Source organism: Pseudovibrio sp. W74 (assembly GCF_001623085.1).
Lineage (GTDB): Bacteria > Pseudomonadota > Alphaproteobacteria > Rhizobiales > Stappiaceae > Pseudovibrio.
Genome location: NZ_LMCJ01000017.1, coordinates 371,053 through 394,200 on the forward strand (window position 1 = coordinate 371,053; position 23,148 = coordinate 394,200).

A 23,148-nucleotide genomic window follows, 5' to 3' on the forward strand; every position below is an offset into this window, starting at 1 on the left:
CCGGGTCCATGGTTGGCACCCGTGTCCGTCATTTGATCGGAATGGATCCTGCACCTGTTACCGCAAAATAGAAGCAAGTTGCCGGATACGACTAAAACTTGGCCAATTAAAATCAAGGGAGCTTGAACAACAGCCTGTTCAACTCCCGCTTTTAAACTCATTTCATTACGAAAAGGATTGAACCATGAAACTCCTTACGGGGATGCTCGGCTTTGTTGGAACATTGATGTTCGTTATGGCCGCTTTTCAGCCATCCCAGGCCCAAATCACCACAGAGCAGGCGCAGCAGGGCAAGGTGCTTCCACGCAATGGCTGGCGGGTTATCGAAACCACCATGGCGATTGATGAGCTGCTGGACTCTCTGAAAAAAGCCATTCGCGAAGAAGACATGCTGCTCGTCAGCATGGCAAGTGCCTCCCGGGGTGCTAAAGCAAACGGCTTCGAGATCCCGGGCAACTACGTGATCGGGGTTTTTCGTAATGACTTTGCGCGCCGTATGCTGGCAGCAAGTGTGCAGGCAGGTATTGAGGCGCCAGTTCGCTTCTATCTGACGGAAAATCCGGATGGCACAGCAACGCTGTCATGGAAGACGCCAAGCTTTGTCTTCCAGCCTTACCGAGCCACCGCCTCTGAGGATCTGGTCTCACTGAGCGAGGAACTGGATGTGATCTTCCAGCGCATTGCAGACCGTGCCACAGACAACACCTGAGGCACTCTTTAGAAATAAAAAAAGAGTGTGTCACCTTTCCTGCGACACACTCGAAAAGGCGAATGCCTCTATAATTTTCCGTCGTAGGCTCTGCGGTCAATGCGGCAAGCAAGAACAGTGAAGGTATCGCGCTCCAGCGCTGCCTTTGCTTCTTTCTTCAGGCTCTCTGCATCATCCACCCAAACACCATGCCCGCCATAAGCGTCAGCAAGTGCAGGGAAGTTGGTCGCAGAGAAGTCCACGCCCAGATTAGGGTTCTGGTTCGCGCGCTGCTTCAGCTCAATAAGAGACAAGCTCTCGTCGACCAGCACGCAGACAATAAACGGCACCTGCATATCTCGCAGAACCGCCAGATCACCAAGACCCATCTCCAGACCAGCATCACCTACAAACACAACAACTGGATCTTCTGGTTTTGCCATCTTATGCCCGATGCCAAGCGGCAAGGCACATGCCATCGTACAAAGCGCAGAGCTCTGCAGCATGGTGCGCGGGTAGTGGCTCTCCCAGATTTGGCTTACCAGAATGCGGTGCGCACCACTGTCCGCAGTTGCAACAGTGGTATCCGGCAAGGCTTCCCGAAGGCCGTGGAACACAGTGGCTGGGCCCCAACCACTTTCTTCCGCAGTAAAGTCGGCCTTCAGCTTTTCCTTGGCTGGCGCGATACGGTCACGAAGCCAATCGCTCTCTTCTGGAACAATACCGGCCTCATCTTCTGGTGTCAGAGCCATCAGGGTCGGCTTCACATCGCCTTCCAGTGTATGGCTCACTTGGTGCATACCATGGCTGCGCAGCACCGGTGTCAGCTCAATAACTGATGTCTCTTCACTCCACGGATTACGCCAGTTCACGCGCATTTCAATGGGGTCATAGCCGATCAGCACAACAAGGTCCGCATCAGCCAGCAAAGGCATCAGGTTCTTATCAGCTTTGGGCGACAAGCCTGCTCCACCAAGCGAAAGTTTATGGCCTTCAGGAATGAGCCCCTTGCCCTTGTAGCTGGTGATCAACGGAATCTGATAGGCCTCACAGAACGCCTCAATCTCATTGCCTGCATCCACGTTGACGGCATCAACACCAGCAATTGCGATTGGGCGCTGAGCAGAGCCCAGTAAATCACGCGCTTGCTCCAGCACATCACCAAATGGCAGCTGGGCAGCACGAACACCGTAGTTCGGTGTTTTCTGTGTTTCGTCGCTTTCACCTTCGGCAACAGAGATCGGCACATCAATGTGCACCGGCCCTGGTTGACCAGACATGGCAATGGAAATTGCCTTATCCATCATGGCATTCAGCGCACCCGGAGCTGCTTTGAAGCTGGCTTTCACAATAGGACGCAGCAGTTGCTGATGGTCCATCACCTGATGAGTATAGGTCTCAGCCTCAGCAGTATCTACGCAACCTGTCAGGAAGATCAGCGGAACGCGATCCTGAAAGGCATTGGCAATCACGTTGACGGCGTTGGTCACACCGGGCCCAAGCGTTGCCAGCAAAACAACAGGAGCATCCGTACCTTGGCGCGCAAGGCCATGCCATGCGCCTTCTGCCATAAAGCCACCAGCATTCTCGTGCTTCACCAGATTGAATTTCAAACCAGCAAGGTTCAGGGCATCCATAAGGGCCAGCACTTCGCCACCCGGTATCCCGAAGGCATACTGACTGCCAGCCTGATGCAGTTTTTGAGCAATAAGATCAGCGCCGCGCATAATTATGAATCTCCCAGTGACACGACACCGCGAGCAGCGAGATCGTCAATTTCTTCTTTGGTTTTTTGTAGATACTTGGTCAGCACTTCAATGCTGTCCTCGCCAAGGGTCGGCGGTGCCTTCCGGTATGTAACAGGCGTCTTGCTGTAATTGATCGGGTTACCAATCAAGCTTACCTGACCATCGTCAGACTGTTTGTGTGGCAGAGAAATCTTCATACCACGATGTAGAATCTGCGGATCGCTGAACACGCCAGCCAGATCATTCACCGGACCACACGGAACGCCAACAGCCTCAAGTTCATCCGTCCAATGCTGGGCACCTTGTTTGATTGTGAACTGACGCAGCAAAGGCACCAGTTCAGCACGATTGCGCACGCGGTCAGCGTTGGTTGCAAAGCGAGGATCAGTGTTCAATTCAGGACAACCCAGAATCTCACAGAAACGCTGGTACTGCGCATCGTTGCCAACAGCCACCATGAAGTCCTTGTCAGAGGCCGGGAAGGTCTCATAAGGCACGATGGTTGGGTGCGCATTGCCAAGCCGTTTTGGGATGTTGCCGTCGGTCAGATAGGAAAGGCCTTGATTGATCAGCCATGCCACCTGACAATCCAGCAAGGAGATGTCGATGTGCTGACCTTCACCGCTTTTCTCACGGTGGTGCAGAGCTGCCAAAATAGCGTTGCAGGCATACATCCCGCACATCACATCAGCAATGCCAACACCAATTTTGGTCGGGCTGCCACCTTCCTCCTCAGGAAGGCCCGTGATGCTCATGATCCCGCCCATGGCCTGAATCAGCGCATCATAGCCCGCTCTATGTGAGTAAGGGCCAGTTTGGCCAAAACCGGTAATGGAGCAGTAGATCAGTCGATCATTCTTCGCACGCAGGTCGTCATAACCGAGGCCCTTGCGAGCAAGGTCACCAACCTTGAAGTTCTCGATAACGATGTCAGCGGTCGCCGCCAACTCTTTGAGCATCTCCACGCCTTCTTCAGAACGCATGTCGATGCCGAGAGAATGTTTGTTGCGGTTGGAGCTGAGATAATACGCGCTTTCGCCAGTATCCGCACCGCCTTTGCCTTTCAGGAAGGGAGGTCCCCATTTGCGGGTGTCATCCCCGCGTGTTGGGTGTTCAATCTTGATGATTTCAGCGCCCATATCACCCAGTAACTGGGTGCAGGTTGGGCCTGCCAGAATGCGCGAAAGGTCAAGCACCACAAGGCCATCCAAAGGTCCTTTGGTGGTAGAGGACTGGTGCTGTTCACCGTCTACTAGAGAATTCAAACCGTCTAATCCATTGGTTTTGAGGCAAGATTGACCGCAAATGGAGGGTGACTGACCCTGTCATGTACAGCAATCCAGCAGATTTTGGAGAGACGTTAGAGCACTCAGAAAAGGCCCACCACAACAATCTGAAAAATCACACAGTATCGTGATGACCCGTGAAATTTGAAGTTTCTACCGTGATGGTCCTGTGGGTTTTACCAGTGCTTTGTGTTGGCAAGATCAAGCCATGCACGCCGGATCCAGTTAGCCTTCATGGAGTGTCCGCCATCATGCAGGCAAAGCTCAAGCTTCTCGCCTTTGGCAGACCACACATCACACTGCAACTCGCCAGCACTGATGGATGTCGGCTCAGTATCATAGAGACCAGCTTGCCGCTTCCAGACATCCAGACTGTCAAACACATCGGACTGACGCCAGTTCGCACCAATAGCACGGCCCACCATCGGAACGGTTTTATCTTCAACCCCGTGGGTGTGGTAAAGGTTGGTCAAAGGAGAAGGGCAGGCTGCTGGGATAGGATCCCAAAAGGCACCGGCAATCGGCGCGAAGCCAGCATAGTTCTCACCCTTATAGCAGGCCAGATTCCAAACCATGGAACCACCCATGGAAAAGCCTGAGAGCAGGATCTTCTCACGATCAATCGGGAAGCGGTCAGAAACGTCTGTCAGCATCTCATCGAAGAACTTGAACTCGTCACGATCCTGACTCGGGGAGCCCGGATAGGACCAGGAACCGCCAATGCCCTGCGGGACAATGAGAGCAACGCCAAGCTCGTTTGCAAGATTACGCAAAGCTTTATTCTCGATGGCGCGATCAGCTTTGCCCTTCCACCCGTGCAGGTAGATTATGGCGCCAATCTGTTCGTCATCAGCAGGAGAATCCGGAAGTGCAACATAGTATTCACCGCTCTCAACTTCACAGGGAGCAGTCACACCACAGGTCGCTTCCTCTGCCATTGTCGCATTGGGAACCAACCCGGAAATAACCACGGTAGCAAACGTAATCGCACTTGTAAGAAGGCTCATGCCCATTCCACTTCTTGCCGCTCTCTCGGATTAAACCTATTGAAACTCATGGATGAATCCAGGAATTGCCGAGATTAATTTTGTTTATGCTAACATACGCCTCAAAGGCGGTCTTACTCTCAAAATTGATGCCGTCATTTACAGCTTACCGCGAGAGGGCCTACTGCCATTCCCCTTCCGTGGGAATGTGCAAAGTATTGCCGCAATGCTTGCAGTGAACGGCGTCATTATCGTGACGATTAAGGCCACAATCAGGACAGGCATATTTTACTTTAGACGGACGGAAAATGGTCTGGATCAGCCGCAAAAACAGCGCCACGCCAAACACCATGATGACGATTGTAATCCCGCGACCCATCGTATCCGTCATGGTGATGTCGCCATAACCAGTCGTCGTCAGCGTTGTGACGGTAAAGTACAGCGCATCCATGTAGGAGTTGATGTCCGGGTTCAGGTGCGCCTCAATCACATAAACAACCGCGCTCACCATAAACACGAAGACCAGCAGGTTCATCGCCGAGTTGATGATCTCTTCACGCTCCTTGAACCACGAGAACGTCTCCCGCAGATCCTTCACCACATGGTAGGAGCGTAACAACCGCAACATGCGGATTACGCGCAAGAAACCGAGGTTTTCGATAAGAGCTTCAGCAAACAAAGACAGGATTACAATAAGGTCTGCAATGGCCGTGCTGTCAAATGCAGCTTTGAAGGGCCGCAGTGCAATGGTGAGGCGGAATCCGTAGTCAATCAGCAGAATGAACCCGATGGCCCAGTCCAGCCGCGGATAGCCTTCCAGCTGGGGAAGCGTTGCAGAAAGCACGAAGTAGAGGATCGTGACCACATCAAACATCAGCAAGCCGATACGCCAAGAACGTCCAGCAGTGGTCTGCCCGAAATACAGACGTCGCAAAGCGCCCCTGAAATCGGTTATTGCTTCCTGCATTAAATTAGATCCCTCAATCCCGATAGCGCGCCCAGATAAAATCTACTAGCAAATGTGGGCACTTCTGCAAAGTCACTCAAGCTCGTCACGCATAAACTTTCGTGTGAGCGGCGCTATCTTGACCCCGCAAAAAAACTTACGCTTTCCCTCAGTGAGTTTATCGAAAAATTCTGCAACTGATTAAAAGGTTTCTGCTCTACTTCTGGCATGAAGAAAGCCAAAGCCATTCCGGTGCCACCACCTCCCGGGTATTTGGAGGAATGGCGGGCAACCAACAACACCTGTCTGGTAACGGGCGCGACGGATGGCATCGGCAGAGCGCTTGCGATCCGTTTGTCAGACGCTGGGCAAACCATTGTAGTTGTGGGCCGTTCTAAGGAGAAAGTGAGTGCCGTTCTCAAGGATGTCGGCGACGCTGGCCCCAATCGCTCCCACCGTGGCTTTGTGGCAGACCTCTCCCTCATTTCAGAGGTAGATCGTCTCGCCGATGAGATCTCGCAAAAGCTGCCGGACCTGACCCGTATCGTCCTCTGCGCTGCCGAAACGCCGGGGTTTCGCGGCATCACAGGAGAGGGGATTGAGGCTGGGTTTGCAGTCAACTATCTCAGTAGGTTTCTGCTGCTGAATAAGATCACACCGTTGCTCAAAGACCAAATAGCGCCAAGGGTCGTCTCGTTCGCAAGCCCGGTGACAAAGTTCGAACTACCCGACCTGAACATCCTCAACGATCCTGACTGTGAGCTAGATAGTTGGGACCGAGGAAGAGCACACACCAACTGCAATCTGCTCTTCTTGATGGAACTGGCTGATCAGCTGAAGGACACAGACATCTGCATCAACGCGTTTGGACCCGGCCTTGTGCTGACCAAACAAATGCAGGGCTACAGCGCCATGAGGCGGTTCTGGCTAGGCATGAAAAGCTCGCTGGTCGGCAAATCTGCCCCCTATGCGGCCTTACCAGCTATGCACATGCTGCTCTCTCCGGACTTTGCGGGCAAAACCGGTGGGTTCTACGAATGCGGAACAAAAATCCCGCCGGACACGCAAATCCTGAGCAAAGAAATCCGCCAGCAATTCTGGACAGAAACCACTCAGCTTGTGCACCTGGCACAGGCGAACAAGGGGTAAAAATTTCCAGAAACCGCTTTTTGTGACACCAGTCACGGGCTTTCCCTCACGAAAGTGGGAGGACAAATGCACTTCTCAGTCTGACTTGATTTGAACGTTGCCAGGGGACCTTGGCAGCGAAGGATAGAGCTGTGCCCAAAGCCATCAAGGATTGAGTCACTTCCCTAAGGTAATGTTAGGCAAGTGCTGCCAGCAATTCTCAATGTGTAAGAGTAAAAAATGAACAATAAAATGGAATTCCCTGCCGGCCGGAATGGAAATCTGCTTTCATCAACGCGCAAAGCCACCCTCGCATTTCTGGGGGCGTCTCTTGGCACATTTCTTTTCTCCTCGGCAGTCTTTGCTCAGGAAGCTCCCCCCCCTCCAGGTGTTATTGTTGAACCTGCACGCGAAGAAGTTATTGAAGAAGAACGCATTTTCTCTGGCCGCACCGAGGCAATTAGTCAGGTCGCACTCATTGCCCGCGTCGGCGGGTTTCTTGAGCCGCTGGAGTTCAAAGAAGGCCAGACAGTTCAGCAAGGCGACCTGCTCTTTGTGATTCAGCAGGAGCCCTATGAGTTCTCAGTAGAGCAATCCCAAGCCAATCTGGAAAGTGCTCAGGCGAAGGTCGATTTGGCGAAAGTTGACTTTGACCGCAAGGAGCAGCTTGTCAACCGGGATACAATTTCAGTTTCCGAACTCGACACAGCCCGCGCAAACCTGAAAGAGGCCAATGCCGCACTGGCTCTGCGTCAGGCCGACCTGAAGCTCTCCGAGTTGGATCTGAGCTATACCGAAATCCGCGCTCCGCTGGATGGTCAGATCGGAACCGCTGCCTTTAAAGAAGGGGCCTATGTCAATGCCAACAGCGGAACTTTGGCAACCATCACGTCTTTGAACCCCATTCGCGTGGCGTTCCCGGTTCCACAAGCACTGATCTTGCAATCTCAGCGCGCCAACAACTTCGTCACCAATAACATACTCATTCGAATTCGCCTGTCAGACGGCAAGTTCTACCAGCACAACGGAAAGCTGGACTTCCTTGAAGCAGAAGCCAACCCGGGCACAGACACCGTCACCGCTTATGCTATCTTTGAAAATCCTGATCACTTGCTGTTTGACCACCAGTTGGTTGATGTCGTTGCCAACGCCAAAGATGCCACGCCTGTTCTGGTTGTCTCACAATCCGCACTACTGTTGGATCAGGAAGGCCCATATGTGCTGAAGGTGAATGACGAAGACGTGGTTGAGCAACAGCGCATCGCCGTTGTCGATCAGATTAACGGCCTTGTTATTGTTGGAAGTGGCCTCGAAAAAGGTGATCTGGTGATCACATCCGGCATCCAGAAAGTTCGTCCTGGAATTAAAGTCAACGCACAGCTGGCAGGTCAATAAACCATGATCTATGACATGTTTATTCGCCGGCCTCGGCTGGCGATGGTGATTTCGATTCTCATAGTCGTGGTCGGTGCGATCTCGATTTACTCAATTCCGGTATCACAATACCCGACCATTGCTCCCCCAACCGTGCAGGTCAACGCCACTTACATCGGTGCGGATGCGCTGACGGTGGAAGAGAGTGTTGGCCAGCTTGTTGAAGGGGCAGTCAACGGCGTAGACGGCATGCGCTATATGAAGTCGTCGTCTTCCAGTGATGGCACCTACTCGCTGACGGTCTATTTTGATCTGACAACAGACCCCGATATCAATGCGGTGAACGTTCAGAACCGAATAAGCACCATTGAAAGCAAGCTCCCGCAAGAAGTCAGGGATCAGGGTGTCAACGTCACCAAAAAGGCCGGTGATCTCCTGCAGGCGATTTCCTTCTATTCGCCCGATGAGACACATGATGGCCTCTTCATTTCCAACTACGTCACCATCAACATCGTAGACGAACTGAAGCGTATTCCAGGTGTGGGTGATGCCAGCGTATTCGGCGCGCAGGATTACTCCATGCGCATCTGGCTGGACCCGGTCAAACTCAGAGCCCTCAACCTGACAGCAGAAGACGTAATCTCTGCGGTCCAATCACAAAACAAACAAGCTGCTGTCGGTCGTATCGGTGCAGCTCCTCTGGCGTCTGATCAGCAGCTCCAGCTCACCGTCACGGCGAAAGGCCGTTTGAACACGGTTGAAGAGTTCCAAAACATCGTTCTGCGTGCAAATCCTGATGGCTCTGTGGTTCACCTGAGAAACGTCGCCCGCGTAGAACTCAGCAGCGCCTCCTATGACATATTGGCAGAATACAACCAGCAACCAACAGCGATGGTGGGGATTTACCTGTCTCCGGGTGCAAACGCTGTGGCTGTGTCAGAAGCGGTCAACGAGCGTATCGCATTTCTGGCAGAGCGCTTCCCGGAAGACCTCACATACATCTCCATCTTCGATACCTCACTCTTCGTGAATGAGATGATTTCGAAGGTGATCCACACGCTGCTGGAAGCCTTCGTGCTTGTGACCATCGTGGTCTACGTCTTCCTCGGCAAGTTCCGCGCAACTCTCATTCCGCTGATCGCAGTCCCCGTATCCATCATTGGTGCTGTCGCAGTGGCCTTTATGATGGGGTACACAGCCAACACCATCTCGCTGCTGGCCTTGGTGCTGGCCATCGGGATCGTGGTGGATGATGCGATCATCGTGGTTGAGAACGTTGAACGCATTATGCATGAGCACCCCGATCTCACACCGGCTCAGGCAACATCAAAAGCAGTCAGCGAGATTGCAGCCCCCGTGCTCGCAACCACGCTGGTGCTGCTCTCCGTGTTCGTGCCTGTGGCCTTCTTGCCGGGATCGTCCGGTGTGCTTTTTAGAGAGTTTGCAGTCTCCATTTCCGCAGCAATGGTGATCTCCACCATCAACGCATTGTCACTGTCTCCTGCTCTTTGCGCTATCTTGATGAAGTCAGAAGACCTGACAGGTGTCATGGCCAAGGTTTCCAAAAAGATTGATGACGTCGGCCATGGTTACGCCGGCCTTATCAAGCGCATCGCAAAAATGTCGTTGCTTTCTCTGCCTGTCGTGGTGGGCTTCGCGCTCTTTGGTTTCCTGGTTGTTTCCAACACCCCGGATGGCTTTGTCCCGGATGAAGACAAAGGCTACGCCATGGTGCTGGTCAATTTGCCTCCGGGTGCATCTCGCAACCGTACTGAAGCGGTCATGCGCAAAGCCGACGATATCATCCGCAAAGACCCGGCAGTCAACTCCACCACAATGATCATCGGGCTCGACCTGCTGGCAGGTGGCGGCTCATCACCAAACGCAGGCGTTTTCTTCGTCAAACTCAAGGATTATGAGGAACGTCCATCACGTGAACTGTCTTCGTTCGCCTTCGTTTACAGAACATACGGAGCTTTGGCAGGTATTCCGGAAGCAACCTTCTTCCCGGTCAATCCAGCCGCAATCGATGGTCTCGGCACGGTAGGCGGCTTTGAGTTCATCATGGAGGCGCTGGAAGGTCAGGATCCAACGGTTCTTGCGCAAATCTCCCGCTCCCTGATTGTCGCAGCCAACGAAGCGCCGGATATCGCGTCCTTCTTCACGACCTTTAACGCAAATACTCCGCAATTGAATGTGAAGCTGGATCGTGAGCGTGCTCAGGTGCTTGGCCTGAATGTGGCAAGTGTTTACAACGCATTGCAAGCCACGCTGGGCGGTTATTACATCAACGACTTCAATCTCTACGGTCGCACATGGACCGTCCGCCTGCAGGCAGAGCAGAAGTATCGCTCTGGTGTTGAGGACATCGGCTCCATCTTTGTCCGTTCAGACACAGGTGAGATGGTTGAACTGTCCTCCGTCGTGCACACTGAGCTGTCACGCGGGGCAAACACTATCACCCGCTACAACAACTACCGCGCAGTCGCATTCAACGGCAATGCAGCCCCCGGTGCAGGCTTGGGTGAAGCTTTGATGGCGATGGATGGTGTCGCGGCCAAAGCTCTGCCAAAAGGCTATGCCTATGAGTGGACGGGACTGGCACTGGAACAGAAAGAAGCTGCGGGTCAAACTGCACTGGTACTGGGACTAGCCTTCCTGTTTGCCTATCTGTTCCTTGTGGCGCTTTATGAAAGTTGGAACACACCAATTCCCGTTCTGCTTTCGGTCGCTCCGGCCTTGGCAGGTGCCTTGCTGAGCCTCTGGATCTTTGGTCTGGCGTTCGACCTGTATGCGCAGATTGGTATGGTCATTCTGATCGCGCTGGCGGGTAAAAATGCGATCCTGATGAACGAGTTCTCACTCGAAAAACGCATTGATGGCATGGGAATCTACGAGTCCGCGATTGAAGGTGCTCGCTTGCGCTTTCGTCCGGTGATGATGACATCACTTGCGTTCTCTGCAGGTCTTGTACCGTTGGTCATCGCATCCGGCCCGGGTGCTGGAGCCATGGTTGCGGTGGGTGTGCCGGTGCTGGCAGGCATGCTGTTCTCAGCGACTATCGGTATCTTCCTCATCCCGACCCTTTACGTCAGCTTCCAATGGATGCGCGAAAAAGCCGGTTGGACCATCGAGGAAGGCCGTGCGGCAAGAGGGTCCGGTGGTGAACTGGCCATTGATGCCAAGGAAGACAATTGATCTGAAAATGATCCTGATGACAATGAAGAAGGCGCCTCTGGCGCCTTTTTTGTTAGGCTACACGCAGCAAGGCGAACCAGTAAAATGCCGCAAGCCCGGCAATCGCGTGACTGGTGGAAACCGCCACCCATGACCGGCGATACTGGAACATCACGCCCCAATAAAAACTCACCATAAACGTCAGCAAAACGGCCAGTTTGGAATAGGGCAGATGGATGATGGAAAAGGCAACAGAAGCAGCAAAGTTGCCCCAGAACACAGAGGAAAGCTTATGCGGCCCCAGCGCGGCTGTCACAGGAACCTGCATGCCACACCTCACAATGAACTGCTGAATAGGGCACATCACCAGTGCATAAAAAATCGCAAACGCCACCTCTGGCCACCCCATGAATGGCCCCTGTACCTGATGCGCGAGAAAGTAGAAGGAAAACGACTCTTCTGAGGGGTGCACAATGTACCGGATAACTGCCATCACCAGAATAATCGGAACAGTCATAACCACCCCATAACCAAACTGGCTTGGGAGATGACTGAACTCAAGCCCGAAGATGCGTGGCGGCAAATAGAGGTTTTTCATGATGTAAAACAGAATAGCCGCGAGAATGAAGTTCAGGCTCAAACTGTAAACCGTCATCGCAATGAAGCCGTAGCCGTAATCATCAAACGTATTTTTGTAGAGGCTGATGAACAACGCAAACGACGACATGGCGATCATGTTCGCCACCAGCAAAACCGCATAGGCCTGCAATCGACGGGATCGGATCTTGATCTCTTCCAACACGCGGGAGCTGCTTTGTTCCAGCTGATGCGCCGCCTGCCGGGCAAAATAGCGAAACAGCATGGAGTTGGTTTCAGTCGAGGTCGGCAAGGTGCCATACCGGTTCCAGCTCAATGCAGCGACAACCGTATCCCGCTTGGCTCGTACACTTGCGATGTAACTTTGCGGTCCTACATGGGCGCGAATATAAGCCAGTTCTCCCGCCACATCACCGGCTTTCAGGTGTCCAAGAACAGTATCGGCTCCATCCTGATCCTCTTTGATAACCTCCAGATCTCCCTCAAGGATAATGAAAAACCGGTCCGCACTTTGCCCTTGTACCAGCAAATCCTCATGGGCTTTGAGGGAGTAGTACTGGGCACAATCCAGCACCTCACGAATAACAGGCTGTGTCGGCAAGCCCAGGTCGAGAAGACGCTGATGCAACTGCGTGCGATGGCGCGGAATATTGCCATAGCTCACCTCAAGCTGTGATTTGTTTTTTTTAGGAGACTGTTCCTCATCGCGCTGGGACAGGAAGCGCATCTATGGGCCTTCTTTCAGTAAAATCCTTGGCTGAAAAGCACTGCAATGGATTTTAGCGCGCCAGTTCCATCCTGCATGCACTTTGGTAAATCATGGTAATCCTGCACCAATGGGATCTCTCAAATTCCATTCAACTCTATAGCGTATTCCCCAAAACTGGCCGCGGTGTCTGGCCAAGAATACGCACCAAGCTCTAAGGGGATAGGGAGTTCTCTGGAAATGGTGGGAAAGATTTCAGAGTGGCGCCAAACAACAGTGCACGCTTAGATATCGGAAAGCGCAGGAGGGTTGGTTGGTCTTTTCATTGCTGCAATACAAATCCTATCAGTGGATGCCGCGAGACAGAGAGGAACACCACTGCAAGTTTATCTCCAGCAGAGGCCTTGTCAAAGCCTGCCAAAGCCGGAACCAGAAGCTGAAATCCTCGGTGCCTGACCTTGATGATGACTTGCTGGAGCATCACCATGAAGGTGCCACGCTTTACATCACCACGGATGCCCTACCGCATTTCGTCCAAACCAAATTGCTGCACATTCGCCAGCCATTCGTCCTGCTCAGCGGCGACAGTGATCTGCCCGTTGGACCGGACACGACCCTGCCAAACACGCTGTCCTCACTCGATCTGAAGAACCTGCTCTCCCATCCGCTGCTGGTTGCGTGGTACGCGCAGAATTTGGCAATCGAGCACGAAAAGGTCTTCAACCTGCCCATCGGTTTGGACTACCACACCATGACAGCCCGCAAATCTCACGCTTGGGGGGACTTCCAAACACCGCTTGAGCAGGAAGAGTGCCTGTGCGTCGTAGCTACCGATGCCGCGCCGTTGGAGGCTCGGGAAGCCCGAGGCTACTGCAACTGGCACCATGCAGCCCATCGTGGAGACAGGGCGGAGGTGATGGAGATTGCGGATAACTCTACCGCTTACTTCGAAGGTGATCATCTTCCCCGAGAGCAATCCTGGCGTAAGAACGCGCAGTTCCTTTTCACAATCAGTCCTTTTGGGGATGGAATGGACTGCCATCGGACATGGGAAGCGCTGTTTCTTGGGGCGATTCCCATCGTCAAATCCTCAAGCCTGAACCCGCTATTCGAGGACTTGCCAGTCGTGGTTCTTGAAGATTGGAGTGAGTTGACCAGTGAACGTCTGCTTGAAGAGAAACAACGTATTCTGGCAGGAACCTTTGACTTCTCCAGTCTCTACCTGAGTTTCTGGCAAGACCGCTTTCAAGGGCGCAAACCTAAACGACAGCAGCTAATGACCTATCAGCAGTTCTTAGATACTCTTTGAAAAATGATGCCCGGAAAAAGAAAAAGACCAGAGGAACGAATCCTCTGGCTCAGGTAAAGGGTCAATAGCCCTTGGGGGAACTTGATCGGGATTTCTGAACATGCTGAAAAATGCTCAGAGACACCCTGCAAAATAAAGCAAGTTGCAAACTCAGAACTAACGCAACCTGCTTTTGCGGAGCTGACGCTCAAGCAAAAACGTCAGATCGCCAGATAGGTTTGTCGAAGCTCTTCGTTATCGAGCACTTCCTGCGCCGTGCCATCAAACACCATTTCGCCCATGTCCAGAATCACCGCACGGTCCGCAAGGTGCAGAGCCGCCACCGCATTCTGCTCCACGATAATCGTCGTGATGCCCAGCTCCTTCACGTTCTCAAGAATGCGCTCAATCTCTTGAACAATCACCGGAGCAAGGCCCTCGTACGGCTCATCCAGCAACAGCAGCTTCACATCACGAGCCAACGCACGGGCCACAGCCAGCATCTGCTGTTCTCCGCCAGACATGGTCACCGCTTCCTGCTTGGCGCGCTCGGCAAGGCGAGGGAAGTGATCGTACAGGCGCTCAATCGACCACCCGTGCGGCTCCGAGATCTGCGCCAGCTGAAGGTTTTCCTCCACGGTCAGCCCCGGAATGATCCGGCGATCTTCCTGCACCAGTTGGATCCCATTCTGGGCTGCCAGATAATTTGGCATCTCATGAATAGGCTTATGATCCAGCCAGATCTCGCCATGTGTCAGTTGCGGGTCGCTGGCACGGGCAATCGCGCGAAGAGTGGACGTCTTCCCAGCCCCGTTTCGTCCAAGCAGCGCAAGGATCTCGCCTTCGCGAATATCAAAGCTAACACCCTGAACGATATAGCTTTCACCATAGTAGGCGTGAAGGTCCCATGCTGAGAAGTAAGCCGGAGCACCACCCTTGGAGCGCACTGGTGTAACACCCGGCGCGGTCGCGCCTTTGAATTGATCTTCGAGAATGGTCATACGTGCGCCCCTCCCAGATATGCTTCCTGAACGCGTGGATCGCCCTTGATGTCTTCCGGCTGCCCTTCAGCGATCACAGTGCCCTGCGCCAAAACGCTGATCTTGCTGGCGAGGGAGAACACTACATGCATGTCATGCTCGATAACGATCTTGGTGATGCCGCGCTCGCCAATACGCTTCAGCAAATCAATGGTGTTGTTGGTATCAGCCCGCGACATGCCTGCTGTCGGCTCATCCAGCAGCAGCAGTTTTGGGTCCTGAACCAGACACATTGCCAGTTCCAGACGCCGCTTGTCGCCGCGAGAAAGCGAGTCCGCCCTCATGTCTTTCTTCTCAGCAAGCCCAACATCCTCAAGCATATGCATGGCTTTGTCGCGAATTTCGCCCTGACCATCCACACGAGCCCAGGCGTTCATAGTGAATGCTCCATCTCGCTTGGCCAGCGTTGGGATCATCACGTTTTCCTGCAAGGTCAGATCACCAAAGATCTCCGGTGTCTGAAACACGCGGGAAACACCTGCCTGATTGATCTCATGCGGCTTAGCGCCAATGAGATCCTTGCCCAGAAAGGTCACAGAGCCCGTATCAGGGATCAGGCGCCCTACAAAGCAATTGAGCAATGTGGATTTGCCTGCACCGTTTGGCCCGATGATGGCATGCACATGCCCTTGCTCGATGGAAAGGTTCACGTCATCGAGAGCTTTCAGGCCACCAAAGCGCTTGTTCACGCCCTTAACACTAAGAATTTCCATGGTTGCCTCTCTCTATTCCGCTGCATTGGCTGATGCTGGAGAATGCGAATGACCTGCTCTCTTGCCAACACGCGAAGGTCTCCGGCGGAACAGCTTGGTAATCCGGTTGAAGCCTTCCATGATACCGCCCGGCAGAAAGATCACGATCACCATGAACAACAAACCAAGCGTCAAATGCCAGCCTTCGCCCACAAACAAGCTTGCAAGGCTCACCACTGCTCCCTCCATGAAGTCAGGCAGGAAGGAGAAAATGGCATGTAGTGTCTGCTCGTTGTATGCAGAGAAGATGTTCTCGAAGTACTTGATGAGACCTGCACCTAGGATCGGTCCAAGCAGAGTGCCAGCACCACCCAGGATAGTCATCAAAACCACTTCACCAGATGCCGTCCACTGCATGCGCTCAGCACCCGCAAGCGGATCCGTCACGGCCAGCAGACTACCTGCAACACCAGCAAACGTGCCGGAAATGACGAAAGCAGCAAGGGTGTAAGGCCGTGTATTGAGGCCTGTATAGCTCATGCGGTTCTGGTTGGATTTCACCGCACGCAGCATCATCCCAAAGGGGCTGCGGAAAATGCGTTGTGAAATGTAAAACCCGATGATGAGCAGAACAGCACAGAAGTAGAAACCCGAGTACCCGGTCATCTCAATCCCAAACAGATTGGAGATCAGCGGACCGGACGCCTCTGAAGAGCTGTCAAACAACCGTGGGTCAGATTGCAGCACCCGCAAGCCAGTCTCACCATTGGTGATTGGGGTTAGTACAGAGTACGCCAGATTATAGCTCATCTGCGCAAACGCCAGCGTCAGAATGGAAAAGTAAATGCCTGACCGGCGCAGCGAGATATACCCAATGGCTACCGCAAACAGGCTGGAAAACACCACGGAAAAGAGCAGTGCTGGAATAGGGTTCATTCCCAGCAGTTTGAAGCTCCAGACCGCTGCGTAAGACCCGATGCCCAGAAAAGCGGCATGACCAAAGCTGAGATAGCCAGTCAGGCCAAACAGCAGGTTGAAGCCCAGAGCAAACAGGCCGAAAATCGCAAACTTCTGCAAGAGGTCCGGATACCCGGCACCAATCGGTGCCAGCCAGATCGGCATCGTCAGGATTGCAGCTGTAAACAGCACAAGCATGAGCAGGTCGGAGCGTGGAGAAATCTTGGTCATCATTGGCTCAGGTCTCCATCACACCTTTACGGCCCATAAGTCCACGTGGACGAACCAGAAGAATAATAACTGCAACAAGATAAATAATGATCTGGTCGATACCCGGCAGAATGGTTTTCACCTCATTCATACTCGCAAAGCTTTGCAAGATGCCCAGCAGGAAGCCAGCAGATACCGCACCGGGCAGAGAGCCCATGCCCCCCACGACCACCACCACGAAGGACAGCACGAGGAAGTCCATACCCATGTGATAATCTGGTGGAAGGATCGGCGTGTACATAACGCCAGCAAGGCCTGCGACGACGGCTGCAACGGCAAAGACCAGCGTAAAGCGACGCTCAATGTTGATGCCAAGAAGGCCAACAGTTTCGCGGTCAGCCATGCCAGCGCGAACAACCATGCCAAAGGTGGTGAACTGCAGGAAGGCAAAGACCCCGCCAATCACGCTAAGCGAGAAGAACAGATACACAATGCGCCACTGCGGATAAACGACAGTTCCCGGATCAAAGCCGATCCAAATGCCCAGGTCCATCGCGCCGCGCACCATGTCCGGTGCAGATTGCGGAATAGGGTTCGCCCCGAAATAAGTTTTGATGATCTCTTGCAAAACAATGGCCAGACCAAAGGTCACAAGGATCTGCTCAGCGTGTGGGCGCTTGTAGAAGTGGCGGATCAAACCACGTTCCATCACATACCCAACCAGCAGCATGACCGGAATGGCAAATGCGATAGACAATGGAACGGAGTAGTTGAGCATCGTCGTGCCAGTGTCACCCAGCCAAACCTCAATGTAAGGCACACGGGTTTCCAAAGGCGTACCCCAGGCCGTGGTCTTGGTAGGATCGACGACAACCTGCTCAAGGCCGATCAGTTTATTGAAAGCTACGGCACAAAATGCGCCAAGCATAAACAAGGCCCCATGGGCGAAGTTCACAACTCCAAGCGTACCGAAGATAAGCGTTAGCCCAAGCGCAATCAAAGCATAGGCACCGCCCTTATCAAGGCCGTTGAGAATTTGAAGAACGATGGCGTCCATCCGCTCTTCTCCCTTTAAATTCGTGAGAAGGTGCAAGGCATCCAATGCGGAACATCAGTGGTTCAAGCAGGAGCCATTGCCCGGCTGCAAAAGACTGCAGCCGGGCAAACGGTGCTGTTAGACCTTGTAAGGTCCAAGCTCGCCACCAAAGATCTCTGGGTCATACGTGACCTGAGAAGCAGGTGTCACTTCAACAACTTCCAAAAGGTCAAACTGGGAAGTTGCGTTCTCGTTACCTTTCACGACCAGCACATCCTTGAAGCACTGGTGATCAGAGCCGCGGTAAAGAGTTGGGCCGTTACCCATACCGTCGAACTGGTGATCTTCCAGAGCCTTGATAACCTCTGCTGGATTGAAGGTGCCCGCACGCTCGCACGCATCTGCATAAAGCAGCGTCTGAACGTAGCAGGTGTGTGCAGCCTGGGATGGTGGGAAGCCATATTCCTGGCCGAACGACTTAACAAAGGCCTTGGAACCTTCGTCCTGCAAGGACCAGTTCCAGTTGGTTGTGCCGTAAATGCCTTTGATGTTTTCGCCTGCACCCTGAGCCATAAGGCGGGAGTACAGCGGAACGATGATCTCAAAGTTCTTGCCATTGACAAGCTTGTCACGCAGACCAAACTGAACAGCCTGTGTCAGCGAGTTGATCATGTCCTTACCGTAGTGGTTCAGGATCAATACATCAGCACCAGAGTTCAGAACAGGTGCGATGTACTGAGAGAAGTCACCAGCACCCAATGGAGTGCGGACTTTGTTGACGGTTTCCCAGCCAAGGCCTTCTGTGGTGTTGGCAATGGACTCTTCTTGTGTCCAGCCCCATGTGTAGTCAGCTGTCAGGTGGTAAGCGCGACGGTCTTTGCCCATCTCTTTGTCAAGCACAGGGCCAAGTGCTGCACCGGACATGTAAGCGTTGAAGAAGTGGCGGAAGCCATAACGCCGCTTGTCCTTGCCGGTGGTGTCGTTGGAGTGGGTCAGGCCGCACATAAACACGACGCCCATCTCCTGCGCCAGAGACTGCTGTGCAATCGCCACGCCGGAAGACGAGCCACCAGACCACATGACAACGCCGTCTTTTTCGATCATGCGCTTTGCAGAGGCGCGGGCCGCATCAGACTTTGTTTGAGTATCACCGGTGACGTAGTCAACTTTTTTGCCGAGAACGCCGTTACCATTGAGCGAAAGCGGCTTCATGGTGCTCAGCATACCGCCGTCACCTTCACCGTTCAGATGCTTGACGGCCAGCTGATAAGCACGCAGCTCGTCAGCGCCTTCGTCAGCATATGCGCCTGTTTGTGGCACGTTGAAACCGAAAGTGACTGTTTTGGAATTGGTTGGGTCATTACGGAAATTGGTTTCAGCCCAGGCGCTGCGGCTGATAATAGTTGGGGTCGCCAGAACCAGACCACTGGCTGCTCCCGCCTTCAATAGGCTACGCCGATTCATCGGCCTACGAATAATGCTCATGAAATCCTCCCGAAAGGCAAAATGCCCGAATTGACGTGATAGAGGTCCCGTCCTCCTAAGAACCTGCCGCGTTCACCATTCCTTGTTCACCAGAAACAGTTACGTCAGCTCACGCAAAGGAAAGCCTAGTTCGGTAGTATAATGAATCGCAATTCGACTTATGGTTTTTAAACCAAAGGTTAATACCAAGTAAGATTCTATTATATGTTGTAAATCTTTCGTCCTATTTAGTTTTAAGGAAGTGTTGCACTGCAAATCTGACCTGAATGAAATAAATGCATTTTACGTAAGGTGTCCATTAAAACTGTAAAATACTGAATTCATGAAGAATGTCGTTTAAATTTCCCAAGGGATGCGGAGCACTGGTGTTTGTCTTTTGGTTGAAGGACAAACACCAGTTTTTCGTAGTGCAGCTAACGCAAGTGCGAAGTATTTCTATCTCAAGTTGCCGAGGAACGTGCCAACCGACGAACGCAGGTCAGCAGCCTGATTGGATAAAATTTGTGCAGCATCAAGCACGCCAGAAGCGGTTTTGTCGGTTTCATCCGCTGCTTTTTGTACCTGGCCGATGCTATCTGACACCTGCGTGGTTCCCAATGCAGCATCTTTGATGTTCACGGCAATGGACTGCGTTGCGATGCCTTGTTGTTCAACCGCACTGGCAATGGCATTTGCACTGTCATTCATCTCTTCAATGATCTCTTTGATCTCAGAGATCGCCTCTTTGGACTCGCTTGTGCTCTCCTGAATCCCAGAGATTTGATCGCTGATCTGCACAGTTGCATTTGCTGTTTGCTGAGCAAGCGACTTCACCTCGTGTGCAACCACCGCAAACCCTTTGCCCAACTCACCGGCACGCGCCGCTTCAATGGTTGCGTTGAGGGCGAGCAGATTGGTTTGCTCTGATATTTGAGTAATTAAATCAATAATATCACCAATCTCGATTGCCACTTGGGACAGATGATTGACCTGCTGGAAGGCCTTTGTGGACGCGAGTGTTGCGTTGGAGGCTGTAATCGTTGTCTTGTGAACCTGCTCGGCAATCTCCGAAATGGCAGTCCCCAGTTCCTCAGTTGCGGAGCGCACCGCCTCCACATTTTGAGAGGCATCCAGAGACGCTGCTGCCACGCTGGAGCTGATCTCGTTGGTGTGCTCTGAGTTACCGGAAAGAGAAACTGCAGACCCATGCAGCTGATCTGCAGCGCTGGCAATGGAAGACGTGACTTGGCCCACGGATCCCTCAAAATGCTCTGCAAGGTCCGTCAGAAACTCTTGACGCGCCTCTTCCCCGGTCTGGTCATAAACCGCCAGTGCAAGGTCCATATCAAGCAAGATGACCTTGTTGAGGATGCCAGGCAGGTTCTTGCTTGGCCGGCTGGAACGGGAGAATAAGCCGCCACCAGACTGCTCAAGAAGAGCTGCGCTGAGCAACGTTCCCAACCTGCTGTAAGCTCCGATATACCATTGCGGTGTCAGGCCGAGTCGCTGATGCGTTCTGCCGATCCGCTGCACAGACTGTGCATAGTCATCATCCAGCTTTCCACTGCATATGAGCCGCCAATGCTCATGCTGCTTCTCCCGCGCATGACGCATGTGCTCTTCATTCTTGAAAAACTTCATGGTCTCAGGAAAGTTTCGAATGTGTCTATAAAACTCATCCAAGACCTCCGGCATGATTGCCATGATGATATCTTGGGAGTTTCCAAGTTCTTCCAACTCCGCTGAAGATATACAGTGATACGTCAATCGATCATCGATAGTTTCGCTCATTAAAAATCCATGCTTAATAAATCATAGTTTTCGTTTCTTTCAGTTATTACGTAAGGAAATATTGGGGTCACGAAAGAAAAAAACGCAAAAAAAGTTATTTACGCTAAGTATAGAATGTAGATTCTAATTGACCCGGCGTAATGGTTTGGATGTGTGTAGTTGGTAATTGTATTTATATTTTGATAACTTTTGATGGAGATCAATGTTCCCATGTGAGTACTGCTCTTTTGTAGTATATGACCGGTGTCAATCAATAAAAATAATACCCCAAATGTTTTTATTAACTGTAATTCGATGAAGCAATTTCAGCTTTAGAGTAAGGTCGAGGTACCTATGAAATTAACTGGGATGACAGATGTAGCGGTACGCATACTGATGCTCATGGCTGTCAACCGGAGCGATAAGTGGACAATTGACCGCTTGTCTGAGGCAACCAACAGCGGGCGTCCTCAGGTCGCCAAGGTCGTGCAGATCTTAAACCGGAAGGGCTACATCAAATCCAGACGAGGGCGATTGGGTGGTCTGATGCTTGCTCATGCGCCAGCTTCCATCAACATCGGCAAACTCATCCGGAATGTTGAAGACAACTTCGCACTGGTGGAGTGCTTTGCATGCAATCCTGCCAAACCATGCCCGTTATCGGGTGTCTGCCGTTTCAAAGGCAAGCTGAAGCATGCGCTGAACTCTTTCATGGAAGAGCTGGATGCAATCAACTTGACTCAGATTATTGAAAACGCAGACGAAATTAGGACAAGCGTTGAGGTGAACGCTGAGAGAAAGCTAGAGCTCTCTGCCTAGTACGATGCAATTAAAGTGCATTTAACCAACCTGCTTTCGTGAGCATTAACCGACAAAACTCATAGTTTGGTAGTGCTCACGCCTGCTTAAGACAGTTTCGCGACAATCAGGCCTTGTTCATGAGACCTCTGTGCCCTCACGCACGAGGTTTTTGTTCATTTGGCGAATAGCAAACTGTTCGGCGCAGGCAATTTCTATGAGACGAGTCCGGCACTCAATTTCTCTTAAACTAGCAATCATCTCTGTTGTCGCCATTGCTCTATCTTATTTTGCGCTGACATTTCTCGTTGTAATTCAGTGGGAAAGAACGCTCCAACTCCAAAGCGAACAGCTCTCCCAGATCGCGGTAAACCAATTCTCCACCACGCTTGAGCGTGACGTAGCGCTGGTGAGACACCGTATTCAGTCTCAGCTATCCGAAACGGCAGCAAGCCTTTCTGCCATTGGTGAGCGCGGTGACATCGTAAAAGCTGCAGAAACACGGGTCTGGGCAGGGGATGTGAACATCCTGTCACTGGTGCAGGAAGGCACGCCGCTTGACGCTATTATCCTGCTGAACTACCGTGGCCAGATCGTCGGAGCATCCAAGCGCGCTGATCCGGGGCTGATCCAGAAGCAACTCCTCAAAGTTCATCTGAAACAGTCGCTTAGTACTGTCTGGACGCCGTCCACGGGCACAGGCCCAGCCGTCCGATACACGCTTCTTCCAGCCACTCAATTTGGCCCGTTATTGCCGGGAGAGCCTGATGCAGGCGTCTCTCAGGTCCTTTATTCCTCACTCATCGATCCGGGTACCCAGTGGCGTGGAGCCTTGGTGGCGCAGCGTTGGTTTCCCTTCAATTCCGGAGTGATTGACGAATACAGCAAAATCTCAGGTGCCGAGATTGCGATTTTCTATCAGGACAAGCTGGTTGGTGCCTCTCCACATGCACCGGTCGAAGCGCTGCAAATGCCTGAAAACCTGCGCAAACTTAAGATCCTGAACACTGCATTCGAGTATTGCGATAACGGTCCATCCCCGCTCGTGATTTGCGCCTTCAAGCCACTGGAAGTCTTGCTGGACGCGCAGGAACGCCTACGCAATGTAGGCGAAGAAACCAGCGCTCAGACTTTCCAGCGGCTTATTGTGTTGGGCTTTACTGCCTGTCTCATCATCTTCATCGTAGCCCTGTTTGTTTCCCGCAAAATGTCCCAGCCACTGCAGCGTATCGCAGATGCCCTCTCTGATGTGGCGGG

The 23,148-nt window shown here is 52.5% G+C and carries 17 protein-coding genes and 1 pseudogene; 7 read left to right on the forward strand and 11 right to left on the reverse strand.

Annotation, left to right across the window (positions count from 1 at the left end):
• The first annotated feature begins 184 nt into the window (after positions 1-184).
• Positions 185-709, forward strand: coding sequence for a DUF302 domain-containing protein (locus PsW74_RS13065; RefSeq protein WP_063286625.1), 525 nt, complete (start codon positions 185-187; stop codon positions 707-709).
• A 68-nt stretch (positions 710-777) separates the two neighbouring features.
• Here the strand turns inward: PsW74_RS13065 and PsW74_RS13070 are convergent, their stop codons facing one another.
• The 4 genes from PsW74_RS13070 to PsW74_RS13085 all read right to left on the reverse strand — a co-directional run bounded on the left by PsW74_RS13070 (position 778) and on the right by PsW74_RS13085 (position 5,675).
• On the reverse strand, positions 778-2,415 hold the full coding sequence (locus PsW74_RS13070; protein WP_063286626.1) for a thiamine pyrophosphate-binding protein: 1,638 nt from the start codon (positions 2,413-2,415) through the stop codon (positions 778-780).
• Positions 2,416-2,417: 2 nt separating this feature from the next.
• Positions 2,418-3,701 carry a CaiB/BaiF CoA-transferase family protein gene (locus PsW74_RS13075; RefSeq protein WP_063286627.1) on the reverse strand — a complete coding sequence of 428 codons (1,284 nt, stop codon included), beginning with the start codon at positions 3,699-3,701 and terminating at the stop codon, positions 2,418-2,420.
• A 197-nt stretch (positions 3,702-3,898) separates the two neighbouring features.
• Positions 3,899-4,729 (reverse strand): alpha/beta hydrolase-fold protein, encoded by an 831-nt coding sequence (locus tag PsW74_RS13080; protein WP_208987960.1) that lies wholly within the window; start codon positions 4,727-4,729, stop codon positions 3,899-3,901.
• Positions 4,730-4,889: 160 nt separating this feature from the next.
• On the reverse strand, positions 4,890-5,675 hold the full coding sequence (locus PsW74_RS13085; RefSeq protein WP_063286629.1) for a potassium channel family protein: 786 nt from the start codon (positions 5,673-5,675) through the stop codon (positions 4,890-4,892).
• 207 nt (positions 5,676-5,882) lie between these two features.
• Between PsW74_RS13085 and PsW74_RS13090 the strand changes: the two genes are divergently transcribed.
• The 3 genes from PsW74_RS13090 (at position 5,883) to PsW74_RS13100 (ending at position 11,354) form a co-directional block, all read left to right on the forward strand.
• Positions 5,883-6,803 (forward strand): SDR family NAD(P)-dependent oxidoreductase, encoded by a 921-nt coding sequence (locus PsW74_RS13090; RefSeq protein WP_063286630.1) that lies wholly within the window; start codon positions 5,883-5,885, stop codon positions 6,801-6,803.
• Between the two features lie 219 nt (positions 6,804-7,022).
• A complete protein-coding gene (locus tag PsW74_RS13095) occupies positions 7,023-8,177 on the forward strand; it encodes an efflux RND transporter periplasmic adaptor subunit (RefSeq protein WP_208987961.1) in 1,155 nt (384 codons plus the stop codon).
• Positions 8,178-8,192: 15 nt separating this feature from the next.
• Positions 8,193-11,354, forward strand: coding sequence for an efflux RND transporter permease subunit (locus tag PsW74_RS13100; protein ID WP_244271715.1), 3,162 nt, complete (start codon positions 8,193-8,195; stop codon positions 11,352-11,354).
• A 52-nt stretch (positions 11,355-11,406) separates the two neighbouring features.
• On the opposite strand, the gene PsW74_RS13105 is transcribed toward PsW74_RS13100, so the two are convergent.
• On the reverse strand, positions 11,407-12,657 hold the full coding sequence (locus tag PsW74_RS13105; protein ID WP_057461710.1) for a cyclic nucleotide-binding domain-containing protein: 1,251 nt from the start codon (positions 12,655-12,657) through the stop codon (positions 11,407-11,409).
• 292 nt (positions 12,658-12,949) lie between these two features.
• Between PsW74_RS13105 and PsW74_RS13110 the strand changes: the two genes are divergently transcribed.
• The gene (locus PsW74_RS13110) at positions 12,950-13,945 is read left to right on the forward strand and encodes a hypothetical protein (protein ID WP_208987962.1); all 996 of its coding nucleotides are present in this window, start codon (positions 12,950-12,952) and stop codon (positions 13,943-13,945) included.
• A gap of 200 nt (positions 13,946-14,145) precedes the next feature.
• Here the strand turns inward: PsW74_RS13110 and PsW74_RS13115 are convergent, their stop codons facing one another.
• From PsW74_RS13115 to PsW74_RS13140, 6 genes are all read right to left on the reverse strand, one after another.
• Positions 14,146-14,925: an ABC transporter ATP-binding protein gene (locus PsW74_RS13115; protein WP_063286632.1), complete on the reverse strand. Its 780-nt coding sequence runs from the start codon at positions 14,923-14,925 to the stop codon at positions 14,146-14,148.
• Positions 14,922-15,677, reverse strand: coding sequence for an ABC transporter ATP-binding protein (locus tag PsW74_RS13120; protein ID WP_057461712.1), 756 nt, complete (start codon positions 15,675-15,677; stop codon positions 14,922-14,924). The genes PsW74_RS13115 and PsW74_RS13120 overlap by 4 nt, the downstream gene beginning before the upstream one ends.
• Before the next feature lie 12 nt (positions 15,678-15,689).
• Positions 15,690-16,811 carry a branched-chain amino acid ABC transporter permease gene (locus PsW74_RS13125; RefSeq protein ID WP_244271716.1) on the reverse strand — a complete coding sequence of 374 codons (1,122 nt, stop codon included), beginning with the start codon at positions 16,809-16,811 and terminating at the stop codon, positions 15,690-15,692.
• 40 nt (positions 16,812-16,851) lie between these two features.
• Positions 16,852-17,880, reverse strand: a complete 1,029-nt coding sequence (locus PsW74_RS13130) for a branched-chain amino acid ABC transporter permease (RefSeq protein ID WP_057461714.1) — start codon at positions 17,878-17,880, stop codon at positions 16,852-16,854.
• Positions 17,881-17,997: 117 nt separating this feature from the next.
• On the reverse strand, positions 17,998-19,344 hold the full coding sequence (locus PsW74_RS13135; protein ID WP_193757817.1) for a substrate-binding protein: 1,347 nt from the start codon (positions 19,342-19,344) through the stop codon (positions 17,998-18,000).
• Between the two features lie 435 nt (positions 19,345-19,779).
• Positions 19,780-21,114, reverse strand: coding sequence for a globin-coupled sensor protein (locus PsW74_RS13140; RefSeq protein ID WP_082830560.1), 1,335 nt, complete (start codon positions 21,112-21,114; stop codon positions 19,780-19,782).
• A 333-nt stretch (positions 21,115-21,447) separates the two neighbouring features.
• Here PsW74_RS13140 and PsW74_RS13145 point away from each other — a divergent pair, with 333 nt between their 5' ends.
• On the forward strand, positions 21,448-21,912 hold the full coding sequence (locus PsW74_RS13145) for an Rrf2 family transcriptional regulator (protein ID WP_208860038.1): 465 nt from the start codon (positions 21,448-21,450) through the stop codon (positions 21,910-21,912).
• A gap of 196 nt (positions 21,913-22,108) precedes the next feature.
• Positions 22,109-23,148, forward strand: a pseudogene (locus PsW74_RS29310) (GGDEF domain-containing protein); the annotation flags it as partial.

Coding starts and splice junctions, on each gene's coding strand:
- PsW74_RS13140 (WP_082830560.1), bottom strand. CDS start 21,114: ATGAGCGAAACTATCGATGATCGATTGACGTATCACTGTATATCTTCA.
- PsW74_RS13145 (WP_208860038.1), top strand. CDS start 21,448: ATGAAATTAACTGGGATGACAGATGTAGCGGTACGCATACTGATGCTC.
- PsW74_RS13120 (WP_057461712.1), bottom strand. CDS start 15,677: ATGGAAATTCTTAGTGTTAAGGGCGTGAACAAGCGCTTTGGTGGCCTG.
- PsW74_RS13085 (WP_063286629.1), bottom strand. CDS start 5,675: ATGCAGGAAGCAATAACCGATTTCAGGGGCGCTTTGCGACGTCTGTAT.
- PsW74_RS13115 (WP_063286632.1), bottom strand. CDS start 14,925: ATGACCATTCTCGAAGATCAATTCAAAGGCGCGACCGCGCCGGGTGTT.
- PsW74_RS13065 (WP_063286625.1), top strand. CDS start 185: ATGAAACTCCTTACGGGGATGCTCGGCTTTGTTGGAACATTGATGTTC.
- PsW74_RS13070 (WP_063286626.1), bottom strand. CDS start 2,415: ATGCGCGGCGCTGATCTTATTGCTCAAAAACTGCATCAGGCTGGCAGT.
- PsW74_RS13090 (WP_063286630.1), top strand. CDS start 5,883: ATGAAGAAAGCCAAAGCCATTCCGGTGCCACCACCTCCCGGGTATTTG.
- PsW74_RS13135 (WP_193757817.1), bottom strand. CDS start 19,344: ATGAGCATTATTCGTAGGCCGATGAATCGGCGTAGCCTATTGAAGGCG.
- PsW74_RS13125 (WP_244271716.1), bottom strand. CDS start 16,811: ATGCTTGTGCTGTTTACAGCTGCAATCCTGACGATGCCGATCTGGCTG.
- PsW74_RS13130 (WP_057461714.1), bottom strand. CDS start 17,880: ATGGACGCCATCGTTCTTCAAATTCTCAACGGCCTTGATAAGGGCGGT.
- PsW74_RS13100 (WP_244271715.1), top strand. CDS start 8,193: ATGTTTATTCGCCGGCCTCGGCTGGCGATGGTGATTTCGATTCTCATA.
- PsW74_RS13080 (WP_208987960.1), bottom strand. CDS start 4,729: ATGAGCCTTCTTACAAGTGCGATTACGTTTGCTACCGTGGTTATTTCC.
- PsW74_RS13095 (WP_208987961.1), top strand. CDS start 7,023: ATGAACAATAAAATGGAATTCCCTGCCGGCCGGAATGGAAATCTGCTT.
- PsW74_RS13105 (WP_057461710.1), bottom strand. CDS start 12,657: ATGCGCTTCCTGTCCCAGCGCGATGAGGAACAGTCTCCTAAAAAAAAC.